Below are 12,867 nucleotides of genomic sequence, written 5' to 3' on the forward strand. Positions count from 1 at the left end.
ACAACCCCGCTCGCGGGGCAGAGTCGCCCGTCAGGAGGTACCTCGTACCGGCCCGACAACTTCTCGATGAGGTCGCCTCCAGGTTGCCGACGGTTGTGCGGTGAGGCGGTGGTGAGGACGGTGGCGGCGGTGCTGATGGTGCCGAGCCCGCCCGGTCGCCGTGGTACCGCACCACGACGCCTGACCGCATGCCGGCCGGCACCGAGCGCCGCACCGCCTCCAGGCGCGGCGCTCCGCCATGTCCGGCTCTCGCGCACGCAGGGTCAAGCCCGCGCACGCGCCGAAGCACATACCCCCGGCACCTTGGGCCGACCGGCACGGACTTGGGCCGACCGGCCCCGTCCTCACCCCGGACAGCCCATGGAACTCCCGCCCGATCGGCCGGATGCTCGATATGACAGACAGGTTGCGTGAGGAGTTCCGTGATGACGCAGCACGACGTGACCGACCGGCCCCCCGTCCACGCCCTGCTCGCGGACGGCACCACCGTCTGCATCCGTCCGGTCCGGCCCGGCGATCACGAGCAGATCCAGGGGCTGTACGAGGAGATGTCCCCGGAGAACCTGCGGCTGAGGTTCTTCTCCCCTTGCCGTGGCTCGGCCCGACTCTCCGCGGACAGGGTCTGCGGACCGGTCGGCCCCGGCTGCCGCGCGCTGCTCGCCGAGACGCAGGGCCGGGTGGTCGGCGTCGGCGAGTACGAGTCCGGCGACGAGAAGGACACGGCCGAGGTCGCCATAGCCGTCGCCGACGGACTGCACCACCGCGGTGTGGGTACGCTGATCATCGAGCACCTCGTCTCCGCCGCCCGCGCCGACGGGATCACGGCCTTCACCGCCGACGCGCTCAGCGAGAACCATGAGGTTCTGAAACTCTTCGCCGACCTCGGTCTGCGCACCGAGCGCCACTTCGAAGGGCCGGAGGTGCGCTGCACCGTCATCCTCGACCAGAGCGACGCGTACCTCACGGCGGTCGAGGAACGCGGCCGGACCGCCGACGTCGCCAGTCTGCGGCCCTTGCTGCGGCCGAGGACCGTGGCGGTCGTCGGTGCCGGACGCACACCCGGCTCGGTCGGCCGGGCGATCCTGCACCAGCTGCACTCGGGTGGCTACACCGGCCGTCTGTTCGCGGTGAACCCCGGCGCCACCGCCATCCTGGGCGTGCCGTCGTACCCCTCGGTCCCCTCCCTGCCCAGGACGCCCGACCTCGCCGTGATCGCCACGCCCGCCCACGCGGTTCCCGTGGTCGCCGAGGAGTGCGGAAGGGCAGGCGTACGGGCCCTGGTGGTGGTCTCCGCGGGCCTCGACAGCGGCCACGCCCAGGCGCTCCTGACCGCCTGCCGCACCTACGGCATGCGACTCGTCGGCCCCAACTGCCTCGGCATCTCCAACACCGACCCGGATCTGAGCCTCGACGCCACGTTCGCCGCAGGCCATCCGCACCCCGGCACCGCGGGGGTCGCCGTGCAGTCCGGCGGTGTCGGCATCGCGCTGCTGGAAGGGCTGTCCCGGCTCGCTATCGGTGTCTCCTCCTTCGCCTCCCTGGGCGACAAGTACGACGTCAGCGGCAACGACATGCTCCAGTGGTGGGAGAGCGACGGCCGCACGGATCTCGCGCTGCTGCATCTGGAGTCCTTCGGCAACCCGCGCGCCTTCTCCCGCACCGCCCGGCGGGTGACCCGTCGGATGCCGGTGCTGACCGTGGACGCCGGCCGCACCGAGGCGGGCCGGAAGGCCGCCGCCTCGCACACAGCGGCCGCTGCCACCCGCACCATGACGCGCGGCGCGCTGTTCACCCAGGCCGGCATCACCGCCACCCGCTCGGTCGGTGAACTTCTCGAAACGGCTGCCCTGTTGCACGCACAACCCCTTCCCGCGGGATCCCGTGTCGCGATCGTCACCAACGCGGGCGGAGCAGGAGTCCTCGCGGCCGACGCCTGCGCCGAGGCCGGACTCGCCCTCCCCGCGCCCGCTCCGGGACTGATCGACGACCTGCTCGCCGTCCTCCCCGAGGGCGCCGGCGTCGGCAACCCCGTCGACGCCACCGCCGCTGTCACGGAACAGCAGCTCACGGAGTGTGTGGAACGGATCATGCGGTACGACGGCATCGACGCCGTTCTCGTGGCGCTGGTCCCCACGGCGGTCGCCGCGGCGACCGGCGACGACCTCGTGCGGGCCGTCACCGGCGCTGCCGGCCGGAGGCCGAAGCCGGTGGCCGTGGTACGCCTCGAACAGGGGCTGTCCGTCGAGCTGCTGCCCGCCGCCGAAGGCGGCAGCATCCCCTCGTACGCCGAAGCGCAGTCCGCCGCACGGGCGTTGGCCCATGCCGCACACCGCGCGGCGTGGCTGGCCCGGCCCGCCGGGACGATTCCCCACCTCGACGGCGTGGAGACGGAGCGGGCCCGCACCCTCGTCGCGGACCACCTCGCCGCCCACCCCGACGGCGCCTGGCTCGACCCCCGCACCTGCGCCGGACTGCTGACCTGCTACGGCGTCCCGCAGATTCCGTGGGCCTGGGCCGGGACCGAGGACGAGGCCGTGATGGCCGCCGACCGGCTGCGCGGCGTGGACGGCCGGGTGGTCATGAAGGCGCACTGGCCCGGACTCGTGCACAAGAGCGAACAGCGCGCCGTCCGCCTCGACCTGCGCGGCGGCCAGCAGATCCGGTCCGCGTTCCGCGACCTCAGGACCCGGTTCGCCGGGCCCATGACCGGTGTCGTCCTGCAACCCCTCGTCGCCCGCGGCACCGAGCTGTTCGCCGGTGTCGTCCAGGACCAGGTCTTCGGACCGCTCGTGCTGTTCGGGCTCGGCGGTACGGCCACCGAGGTCCTCGCCGACCACGCCGCTCGCCTCGCCCCCCTCACCGACCACGACGTACACGACCTGATGACCTCCCCGCGCTGCGCTCCGCTGCTGTTCGGCGCACGCGGCGGCGGCGCCGTCGATCTCGGCGGCCTGGAACAGCTGCTGCTGCGGCTGTCCCGCATGGCGGCGGACCTGCCGCAGCTCGCCGAGGCCGACTTCAACCCGGTTCTTGCGACACCGGACGGCGTCACCGTGCTCGACGCGCGGATCCGCCTGGTGCCGTGCAGACCTCAGGACCCCTATCTGCGTCGGCTCCGCTGAGAGCCAGTGACTGATCACTGACGGAAGGAGCGGACATGATGCACCACAAGGTCGGCTCGGTTCGTCACGCTCACCGGGCACACGGAACGCAGGAGCGAGAAGGAGATCGCCCTGGCGATGGCCGGCCGGATCGACGGTGTGGTCGGAGTCGTCGACCACCTCACTCACCGACTGGACGACACGCGTCTGCGCGGCAACGAGCCGCAGGCGCCGCACGGCGTGGCCGACGACTGGCTGCGCCGGATGTGAGAGGAGGTGCACCGCCATGACCGGCACCGTGTTGGTCACCTACGGAAGCACGAACGGATCCACCGCGCAGATCGCCGAGAGCATCGCCGAGGTCCTGCGCAAGGACGGGCTCACGGTGGACGTCGTGCCGGCCCGGTCCGTTGACAGCGTGGCGCCGTACGAGGCCGTCGTGGCCGGCGCCGGACTGTACGCCGGACGCTGGCAGAAGGACGCCCGCCGGTTCCTGCGACGGCATCGCCGTGCCTTGGCCGAACGTCCCCTGTGGCTGTTCAGCAGCGGTCCGCTGGACGCGTCGGCCTCGGAGCGCGACATCCCGCCCGTTCCCGGCGTGAAGAGGGCCATGGTCGCACTCGACGCCCGGGACCACGTCACCCTCGGCGGATGCCTGGAGGAGGGCGCCAAGGGCTGGGTCGCCCGGATGATCCTGCGTAACGGAAAGGGGGGCGACTTCCGTGACTTCGCCGCGATCGAGACGTGGGCGGCGCGGGTCGCCGACGAGATGAGGCACATGTGAGGAGCTGGTACGGCTCCTTGCCGAGACCCCGGTGCCCGGCACCGGGGTCGTCCTCTTCGTTGGTCCGGAAGCCGTTCGACTTCCTCATCGGACGGTGTGACGAGTGCGTCGCCCGAGCCCGCACGACTCCGGGCATCGCAAAGGAGTGCCAGGAGCGTGCCCGTCAAGATGAGCACGAGAAAGGCACCGGCAGTGATGAGCGCGGTCCACCACGGGTGCTCGGCCATCGCGCCCCACACATTTGTGGTGAGCCACTCCCACGGCGTCTCGCCGATGGCGAGCGCGGGAACCGCGTATAGCAGAACCTTCAGGAACGGGCCGGGAGAACCGTCTTCGTCGAACACTATGCCCCCTGACGCGATGGACGGTGATCGGTGGGCTTGCTGACAGGCGGCGCGAGCGGGCCGCGGCCGTGCGGGCACGCGCCGCTGGCCCCCGGTTTCTGCCGAGGCAGACCGTACGAGTGGGGCAGACCGCGCCAGGGGATCGCGGTGCGGTCCGGGTGGAGGACGGTGTTCGTGATGAGCCGCAGGCCGTGCACGGGCGGGCGGCCGATGCCCAGGGCGTCCCGGCGGCGCCGGGACCGCTGGGTGGACAGCACGGGTTCGATCAACTCCCAGCGGTCGTCGGACAGGTCGCCGGGGTGGCCGTTGCGCGGGTTCGTGCTTCGGCTCCTCCTCCGGGCAGGTGGTGACCGCGCCGGCCGTCCGTTCAGTTCTCGAGGCGGCTCACCCCGCCCGCGTCACGTGCGGTGCCGTGCCGTGAGTGCACGGCGCGCCAGGCGTGTTCTGCCAGGAGCACGCCGGAGGCGGTGAGCAGGCAGACGGTCCATTGGGCGGCGCTGAGGGCGACGGTGTCGAAGACGTCTTGGGCGAACGGGGCCTGGACGGCGGTGATCTGGAGGACGAGCACTGCCGCCAGGCAGAACCAGAGGGTGCGGTTGTGCAGCTGGTGGCGCCCCAGGACGGGGCCGTCCTCGCTGCGAACGGCCAGGGCGTTGAAGAGCTGGAACAGTACGAACGTGGTGAACGCCATCGTGGTCGCCGTCGCGGTGTCGTCGGTGAGGGCGCGGGCGGCGGCGAAGACGGCCACGGTGCCGGCGGCCATGACCGCGCCGGAGCGGGTGACGGCGATCAGGCGTCGGCCGTTGAGGATGCGTTCGCCGGGCGGGCGGGGCGGACGCCGCATCACGTTGCCCCGTGGCGGGTCGATGCCGAGCGCCATGGCGGGCGGTCCGTCCATGATGATGTTGACCCACAGCAGCTGGATCGCCGACATGGGGGCGGGCAGTCCGGCCAGCACGGTGGCGAGCAGGGTGAGGATGGCGCCGATGTTGGTGGACAGCTGGAAGCGGACGAAGGTGACGATGTTGTCGTAGATGGAACGGCCCTCCCGGACCGCGCGGACGATGGTGGAGAAGTCGTCGTCCGTGAGCACCATGTCGGCGGCTTCCTTGGCCACGTCGGTGCCGGTGACGCCCATGGCGACGCCGATGTGGGCGGCGCGCAGGGCGGCCGCGTCGTTGACGCCGTCGCCGGTCATGGCCACGATGTGCCCGCGCCGGGAGAGGGCGCGGACGATGGTGACCTTGTGCTCGGGGGCGACGCGGGCGAAGACCCCGATGCCCTCGACGCGGTCCGCGAGGTCCTGCTCGCTCATCCGGGCCAGCTCGGCACCGGTGACGACGTCGCCGGTGATGCCCAGCTCGCGGGCGATGGCGGTGGCGGTGTCCGCATGGTCCCCAGTGATCATCTTCACGGTGACGCCGGCGGCCTGGGCGAGGGCGACGGCGTCGCGCGCCTGGGGACGCGGTGGGTCGGTGATGCCCGCGACAGCGGTGAGCGTCAGCCCGGCCACCTGATCGGCATCGAGCCGTTCGCTCACGGCGGTGGCGGCACCGAGGACGCGCAGGCCCTCACCGCCCATGCGCCGCGCGACGTCGAGGACCTCGCGGCGGCGCTCCGCGGTGAGGGGAGCGGGACCCCGGTCGGTCATCAGGTGGGTGCACCGGTCCAGCAGGACGTCGACCGCGCCCTTGGCGTGCACGTGGACGGATCCGTGGGGGCCCGGGTGGAAGGTGGCCATGTACTTCGCGGCGGGGTCGAAGGGGATCTCACCGACGCGCGGAGTCCGGGTGTGCAGCTCGGTGTCGAGGCCCGCCTTGGCGGCGAGGACGAGCAGGGCGGCCTCGGTGGGGTCGCCGATCACGCCCTCGGCACCGAGCCGGGCGTCGCTGCACAGGGCGAAGGGCAGCACGGTGTCCCGAAGGTCAGGGGCGGGCTGCCCATCGGCCGCGCGGACGGTCCCGGCGGTGTCGTAGCCCTCACCGGTCACGTCGTACCGGCGTCCGGCGACCCACAGGGCCCGGGTGGTCATCTCGTTCATCGTCAGCGTGCCGGTCTTGTCGCTGCACACCACGGTCGCCGAGCCGAGTGCCTCCACGGACGCCAGACGCTTGACGATGGCGCCGCGGCGGGCCATGCGGTGGACGCCCAGGGCGAGGGTGAGCGCGAGGACGGCGGGCAGCCCTTCGGGGATGGCCGCGACGGCCAGCGCGACGGCCCGCAGCGCGAGGTCGGCGAGCGGTTCCCCACGAACGAGCGCCACGAGCGCGTAGGCGCTCACGGCGGCCCCGCTGACGAGCGCGAGCCGCCGGCCGAGACTGTCCATCTGGATCTGCAGCGGACTGGGCGCGTCGCCACCGGTGCGCAGTTCCTCGGCGATCGCGCCGACCGCGGTGTGCATGCCGGTGGCGGTGACGATCATCTCGGCACGGCCCCGGGTCAGCACCGTGTTCATGAAGAGCATGGCGGTGCGCTCGGCGACGGGCACTTCACCGTCGCCTTCCCCGACGGTGGGCGCGGTCGTCTTCGCGACCGGGTGCGACTCGCCGGTCAGCGCGGCCTCGGCGGACTCGACGGACTCCGCGACCGTCAGCCGCCCGTCGGCCGATACGCGGTCGCCGGCTTCCAGCAGGACGATGTCACCCGGTACGAGGGTGCCGGCCGGAACGTTCAGTACCCGGCCGTCGCGGCGTACCCGGGCGATGGGGACGAGCATGCGGCGCAGCGCTTCCAGGCTGCGCTCGGCGCGGCGTTCCTGCGCATAGCCGATGGTGGCGTTGACGAACAGGACGATGGTGATGACGACCGCGTCCTTGATCTCACCGATGACGCCGGCGACGACGGCGGCGGCGAGCAGGATGCCGATCAGCCAGCTGCGGAACTGGTCCAGCAGGCGTAGCCACTGAGGCCTGCGGGCCGGTTCGGCCAGCTCGTTGGCTCCGTGGTCGGCGGCCCGCCGTTCGGCTTCGGCCGTGGTCAGGCCCGTGGCCGGGGCGACGCCGAGCAGGTCCGCCACCTCGGCGGCCTCCCGCCCGTAGGCGTCCTCGCAGTGGAGTGAGGGCGGGGCGGGCACTGCGGTCCGCTGGGACACGGTCACTCCTTGCCGCGGACGACGGTGACGGGGCAGTGGGCGTGGTGCAGCAGCGCCTGGCTGACCGATCCCAGGAGCAGGCCGGTGAAGCCGCCGCTGCCCCGGGCTCCGACCACCACCAGCTGGGCCTCCCGGCTGGCGTCGATCAGCGCGTTGCGGATCCGGGACCGCACCAGGCGCCGCTCGACGGTGACTTGCGGGTAGGTCTTCTGCCAGGCGGCCACGGTCCGGTCGAGGAGCCGTTGTTCGGCCTCCCGCAGCCGGTCGGCGTCCGCCACCACCGCGGTCAGCGGATCGCCGGGCCCCTCGTAGGCGCGTTCGCTCCAGGTGTTCCACGCGTGCAGTGCCACGAGCGGGACGCCGCGCAGCGCGGCCTCGGCGAACGCGAACTCCACCGCCGGCTCCCCGGCCGGGGAGCCGTCCACGGCGAGCAGCACCGGTCCGGCCGGGTCCGGGCGGCCGCGCACCACCATCAGCGGGCCGTGGCCGTGCGCGGCCAGGTGCACCGCCGTCGAGCCGAGCAGCAGCCCGGAGAAGCCCGTCAGGCCGCGACTGCCGACCACCGTCAGCGCCGCCGACCGCGACTCGATCTCCAGGACCTCGATCGCGTCACCGGTCACCACCGAGCGAGTGATCTCGACGCCCGGCGCGGCCGTGCGCGCCCGTTCCTCCGCCCGGGCCAGTTGTCCGTGCACCAACGGCTCCAGGCCGTGGTCGGCCGGCCTCCACGGCGCCGCGCCGGACGGCAGGTGCGCGGACGGGCGGCCGATGGCGTGGACGATGCGCAGCGATGTGCTGCGCAGGCGGGCCTCGCGGGCCGCGACATCGACCGCGGTGAGGCTCGACGCCGAACCGTCCACCCCCACGATCACCGGATCACTCACTGGGCTCTCCCTCTTCGGGAGGCCGCGGACGCGGCCCCTCGGTTCCACCCTCCAGCAGGGCGATCACCCCGGCCAGGGTCCGACAGGGCCAGGACCCGGGCCACTCGGCCCTGACCCGGCCCGCCGACAGGCCAGGAGATCGTGTTCCCCCGGACGGACCACGCCGGGGCGCCCGTACTCGGGTGACCTGTCGCGCGTGCCGAAGAAACCGAGTACGGCGGGGCCACGGGGCGCGGTCCCGCCCGCACGGATCCGGACCCGACACGGCCGACAGGGTGAGAGGCATGGACGTCAGCGAGGTGCTGCTGCCCGGCGTGGGGCTGCGCTACGAGTTCGTCAACCACGAGGGCGACCGGGTGGGCGTCGTCGCCCAGCGCTCGGGGGAGTTCGAGCTGGTCGTCTACCCGGGCGACGATCCCGACGAGGCCCACCCGGTGCTCAGACTGACGAGCGAGGAGGCCGACGCCCTCGCCGAGATCCTCGGTGCCCCGCGCATCGCGGAGCGTTTCGCCGACCTGACGCGCGAGGTGCCCGGACTGAGCGCGGGGCAGGTCGAGGTCCGGTCCGACAGTCCGTTCGCCGGACGGATGCTCGGGGACACGCGGGCCCGGACGCGCACCGGCGCGTCGATCGTGGCGGTCGTCCGGGGCGAGGACGTCATTGCCTCACCCGGCCCCGTCCAGCCCTTGGAAGCAGGAGACGTGCTCGTCGTCATCGGGACCCGCGAGGGCATCGCCGGCGTCCAGCGCATCATCCAGGGCTGAGCGGTGTACATTCCCGTCGCCCTGCTGCTGGAGCTGGGGATTATCCTGACCGCGCTCAGCCTGCTCGGCGCGGTCGCCCGGCGCTTCGCCCTGTCACCCGTACCGCTGTACCTGGTGGCGGGTCTCGCCCTGGGCGATGGCGGACTCGCCCCGGTGCCGGCCGCCCGCGAGTTCGTGGACACCGGCGCGGCGATCGGTGTGATCCTCCTGCTGCTGACGCTCGGTCTGGACTTCACGGTGCGGGAGTTCACCGCCAGCCTCGGTCGGCACCGGTCCTCCGCCGTCGTCGACCTCGTCCTCAACGCCGCGCCCGGTGCCGGGGCGGGCCTGCTGCTCGGACTGGACGCGGCGGGCGTCCTGGCGCTGGCGGGCGCCACCTACGTCTCCTCCTCGGGCATCGTCGCCCGCCTCCTCGGTGACCTGCGCAGACTCGGAAACCGAGAGACTCCGGCGGTGTTGTCGGTACTGGTGCTGGAGGACTTCGCCATGGCCGCCTACCTGCCGCTGCTGGTCGTCGTCACCGCCGGTGGTACCTGGGCGCAGGCGCTCACGGCGGTCCTGGCCGCCACGGCCGTCGTGGTCGCGGCGATCGTCGCATCCGGCCGCTGGGGCCACCACGTCGGCCGCGTCGTGTCCCACGCGGACGCCGAGCAGGTGCTGCTCAGGCTGCTCGGGGTCACGCTGATCGTCGCCGCGCTGGCGGAGGTCGTCCATGTCTCGGCCGCCGTCGGGGCCTTCCTGGTCGGCCTCGCGCTGACGGGCGCCGCCGCCGACCGGGCCCGGACCGTCCTCGGCCCGTTGCGCGATCTGTTCGCGGCGGTGTTCTTCCTGGCACTCGGTATGTCCGTGGCCCCCGGGGACCTCCTGCCGGAGCTGCCTGCCGCACTGGCTCTGGCCGTGGTCACGGCCGCGACCAAGGTGGCCACCGGATGGTATGCCGCCCGCCGCGAGGGGGCGGGCCGACGCGGCCGGCTGCGGGCCGGGACGGCGCTCATCGCGCGCGGAGAGTTCTCGGTCGTCATCCTCGGGCTCGCCGCCCCGACGCAGGACCGGCTCAGAGCCGTCGTCACCACCTACGTGATGCTCCTGGCCGTGTTCGGCCCCCTCCTCACGCGTCTCGCGCCCGCCCGCCCGGCACCGCCCCGAAAGACGCGGCCGGGCGGTGGGCGAGGCGTGCTCAGTGAGAACCGTCCGCTCCCCGCACCACCGTCACCGGACAGTGCGCGTGGTGCAGGAGGCTCTGGCTGACCGACCCCAGCAGCAGACCCGCGAAGCCGCCCCGGCCCCGGGCGCCGACCACCATCAGCTGAGCGGAGCGGCTCGCCTCGATCAGCGTCTCGCGCGGGCCGCCGTGCACCGTCCTGTGCTCCACCACCACGTCGGGACAGCGCTTCCGATGACCGGCGAGCGTTTCGGCCAGCAGCCGCTCCTCGGCCCGGGCCAGCGCACCCGGAGGGTTCGCGTCCGGCGCCGACGGGTCCTGCGGTGAGGGCAGCGGGGCGTTCCAGTTCGTGTAGGCGTGCAGCGCCACAAGGGGCGCCTTGCGCAGCGCGGCCTCGGCGAAGGCGAACTCCACCGCCCTGTCGCCCGCGGTGGAGCCGTCGACGGCCACCACCACCGGACCGGCGTCCTGCGGCTGCTCGCGCACCACCAGCACCGGGCACCGGCCGTGCGCCGCCAGGTGGACCGCCGTCGAGCCCACCAGCAGGCCGACGAACCCGCCCATCCCGCGGGAGCCGACCACGACCAGCTCGGCGGCACGGGACTGGGCCTCCAGCACGGTCAGCGGTTCACCGGTCACCACGACGTGACTGACGTCGACGTCCGGCGCCGTCGCACGCGCCCGTTCCACCGCCTCGGCCACCAGACGGTCGACCATGCCGCGCAGACCGCCCTCCGGCGGGCCCATCGGCGACGGTCCCAGCGGCACGTGCATCGCGGGCCACATCCACGCGTGCACCACGCGCAGCGCCGCCCCGCGCAGTCGGGCCTCCCGTGTCGCCGTCTCCACCGCCGTCAGACTCGACGCCGATCCGTCCACGCCGACGACCACCACACCGCTCACCGTGCCTCCTCGTCCGGGCCTTCTGTTTCCACGGCCAGCCTCCCCCGGGACACCGTCCGCCGGCATGGGCCGGGGAGGCCACGTCCGGGGGCCGTCCGGCTCATCCCACAGGCCCGGAAGATGTGCGACCACCGGCGGTGTCCCGTACGGCCGCTGCCGCCACGCGGACGACGGTTCCGCCCGACGACGCCGGGCCGAACGGACACATGCGGCCGGGACCAACGGGCCCAACACGGGACGTGCGGCCGTTCACCCTGATCGGCCCCAACCAGAAAGATCAGTGACGAACGATCCCGTTACCGGCGTTCCGCGGCGCTCCCGCGCCCAGCCCAAGGAGCACAGCCATGTCCTCGACCAAACGGAGCAGCGGCAGAGCAGGGCCCTCGGCGGCGCTCGGTCTGCCCGCCACCTCCGCCCTGGTGATCGGCAGCATCATCGGCACAGGCATCTTCGCGCTCCCGTCGGCCCTGGCACCCTACGGACCCATCTCGCTCGTCGCGTTCGTCGTCGTCACCCTGGGCGCGCTGGCGCTGGCCGGCACGTTCGGGGCGCTGTCCAAGCGGACACCGGCCAGTGGCGGACCGTATGTCTACGCCCGGGAGACGTTCGGGGAGTTCGCCGGATTTCTCAACGCCTGGTCGTACTGGATCACCGCCTGGGCAGGAAACGCGGCGATCGCGGTGGCCTGGGTCGGCTACGTCGAGGTGTTCGTCAACACCGGCCACCGGACCTGGATCTCCGTACTCATCGCGCTCACAGGGCTGTGGATACCCGCCGCCGTCAACCTCACCGGAGTCCGCAACACCGGCGCCTTCCAGGTGGTCACCACCGTCCTGAAGTTCGTGCCGCTGCTCTTCATGGCGACCCTCGGGCTGCTGTTCGTCGATCCGGACAACTTCGGCGCCTTCAACGCCAGTGGCGGCTCCGCGCTAGGCGCGATCTCCGCCGCCGGAGCCATCGCCCTGTTCAGCTACCTCGGCCTGGAGGCCGCCTCCGTGGTCGCGAGCCGGGTCCGCGAGCCCGCCCGCAACGTGCCGCGCGCCACCGTGTACGGCACGCTCGCCTGCGCCGTCATCTACCTCCTCGGCACCCTCGCCGTGTTCGGCACCGTCTCCCACGGTGAACTCCTGACGTCCTCCGCGCCGTTCACCGACGCCGCGAACAACATCATGGGTGGCACCTGGGCCGGTGACGCCGTCGCCGTGGCCGCCATCGTCTCCGGCATCGGTGCCCTGAACGGCTGGACCATGCTGTGCGCGGAGATGCCCTACGCGGCAGCCCGCGACGGACTCTTCCCCGCAGCCTTCGCGAGGCTGCGCGGCGACAAGGACGTCCCGGTGTTCGGCATCGTGGCCTCGACCGTGCTGGCCTCACTGATCACCGTCTTCAGCTACACCCGCTTCGACGATGTCTTCACCAGGATCGTGCTGCTGAGCGTGCTGACCGCGGTGATCCCCTACCTGTTCTCCGCCGCCGCCCAGCTGTACTGGCTTCTGGTGCACGGCCGCGCACGCCTGGACCGGCGGGCACTGGCCCGGGACGCCACCGTCGCGGTGCTCGCCATGGGCTTCTCCTACTGGTCGATCCAGGGCAGCGGCTACCAGACCGTCTACTACGGGCTCTTCGTCCTGCTCCTCGGCCTCCCGGTCTACGTCTGGCTCAAGCGCGACGGCGACGTGTCCGCGCGGCCCGGGCCGGCCGGGTCCGCGGCGCCTGACGCGCGTGCCCCCGAGACGCCGCAGGGCCCGTCCGGACGGCGGGCCGTCATCCCCCGCAGCCGCGGCAGGGCTCCCCTGCGCCACCACGACTGACCGACCGCGGCCCATCCCACCGA

At 72.9% G+C, this 12,867-nt stretch carries 9 protein-coding genes and 1 pseudogene; 6 read left to right on the forward strand and 4 right to left on the reverse strand.

Annotated elements, in window-relative coordinates; all coding sequences use genetic code 11:
• Window positions 1–425 precede the first annotated feature (425 nt).
• The 3 genes and pseudogenes from ACFXAE_RS03815 to ACFXAE_RS03825 all read left to right on the forward strand — a co-directional run bounded on the left by ACFXAE_RS03815 (window position 426) and on the right by ACFXAE_RS03825 (window position 3,885).
• A complete protein-coding gene (locus tag ACFXAE_RS03815) occupies window positions 426–3,122 on the forward strand; it encodes a GNAT family N-acetyltransferase (protein WP_384707493.1) in 2,697 nt (898 codons plus the stop codon).
• A 63-nt stretch (window positions 3,123–3,185) separates the two neighbouring features.
• Window positions 3,186–3,371, forward strand: a pseudogene (locus ACFXAE_RS03820) (BON domain-containing protein); the annotation flags it as partial.
• Window positions 3,372–3,387: 16 nt separating this feature from the next.
• Window positions 3,388–3,885 (forward strand): flavodoxin domain-containing protein, encoded by a 498-nt coding sequence (locus ACFXAE_RS03825; RefSeq protein WP_142191377.1) that lies wholly within the window; start codon window positions 3,388–3,390, stop codon window positions 3,883–3,885.
• Window positions 3,886–4,228: 343 nt separating this feature from the next.
• Here the strand turns inward: ACFXAE_RS03825 and ACFXAE_RS03830 are convergent, their stop codons facing one another.
• The 3 genes from ACFXAE_RS03830 to ACFXAE_RS03840 are packed head-to-tail and all read right to left on the reverse strand — an operon-like array spanning window position 4,229 to window position 8,204.
• Complete coding sequence (locus ACFXAE_RS03830; RefSeq protein WP_384707913.1) at window positions 4,229–4,600, reverse strand: transposase; 372 nt, start codon at window positions 4,598–4,600, stop codon at window positions 4,229–4,231.
• Window positions 4,597–7,320: a cation-translocating P-type ATPase gene (locus ACFXAE_RS03835; RefSeq protein ID WP_384707496.1), complete on the reverse strand. Its 2,724-nt coding sequence runs from the start codon at window positions 7,318–7,320 to the stop codon at window positions 4,597–4,599. The genes ACFXAE_RS03830 and ACFXAE_RS03835 overlap by 4 nt, the downstream gene beginning before the upstream one ends.
• 2 nt (window positions 7,321–7,322) lie before the next feature.
• The gene (locus ACFXAE_RS03840; protein ID WP_384707499.1) at window positions 7,323–8,204 is read right to left on the reverse strand and encodes a universal stress protein; all 882 of its coding nucleotides are present in this window, start codon (window positions 8,202–8,204) and stop codon (window positions 7,323–7,325) included.
• A 284-nt stretch (window positions 8,205–8,488) separates the two neighbouring features.
• On the opposite strand from ACFXAE_RS03840, the gene ACFXAE_RS03845 reads away from it, so the two are divergent.
• Together ACFXAE_RS03845 and ACFXAE_RS03850 are read left to right on the forward strand one after the other, a co-directional pair.
• Entirely contained in the window at window positions 8,489–8,968 is a 480-nt protein-coding gene (locus ACFXAE_RS03845) for a cation:proton antiporter regulatory subunit (protein ID WP_085575897.1), read from the forward strand.
• A gap of 3 nt (window positions 8,969–8,971) precedes the next feature.
• On the forward strand, window positions 8,972–10,216 hold the full coding sequence (locus ACFXAE_RS03850) for a cation:proton antiporter (RefSeq protein WP_384707502.1): 1,245 nt from the start codon (window positions 8,972–8,974) through the stop codon (window positions 10,214–10,216).
• Here ACFXAE_RS03850 and ACFXAE_RS03855 read toward each other — a convergent pair.
• Complete coding sequence (locus ACFXAE_RS03855; protein WP_384707505.1) at window positions 10,146–11,033, reverse strand: universal stress protein; 888 nt, start codon at window positions 11,031–11,033, stop codon at window positions 10,146–10,148. The genes ACFXAE_RS03850 and ACFXAE_RS03855 overlap by 71 nt on opposite strands.
• 344 nt (window positions 11,034–11,377) lie before the next feature.
• Between ACFXAE_RS03855 and ACFXAE_RS03860 the strand changes: the two genes are divergently transcribed.
• Window positions 11,378–12,844 carry an APC family permease gene (locus tag ACFXAE_RS03860; protein ID WP_384707508.1) on the forward strand — a complete coding sequence of 489 codons (1,467 nt, stop codon included), beginning with the start codon at window positions 11,378–11,380 and terminating at the stop codon, window positions 12,842–12,844.
• Window positions 12,845–12,867: the final 23 nt, after the last annotated feature.

The sequence above is a fragment of the Streptomyces sp. NPDC059454 genome, from assembly GCF_042749965.1.
In the GTDB taxonomy this organism is placed as follows: Bacteria; Actinomycetota; Actinomycetes; order Streptomycetales; family Streptomycetaceae; genus Streptomyces.

Excerpts from the sequence above, each read along its gene's own strand:
- ACFXAE_RS03815 (WP_384707493.1), top strand. The coding sequence starts at position 426 with ATGACGCAGCACGACGTGACCGACCGGCCCCCCGTCCACGCCCTGCTC.
- ACFXAE_RS03845 (WP_085575897.1), top strand. The coding sequence starts at position 8,489 with ATGGACGTCAGCGAGGTGCTGCTGCCCGGCGTGGGGCTGCGCTACGAG.
- ACFXAE_RS03860 (WP_384707508.1), top strand. The coding sequence starts at position 11,378 with ATGTCCTCGACCAAACGGAGCAGCGGCAGAGCAGGGCCCTCGGCGGCG.
- ACFXAE_RS03825 (WP_142191377.1), top strand. The coding sequence starts at position 3,388 with ATGACCGGCACCGTGTTGGTCACCTACGGAAGCACGAACGGATCCACC.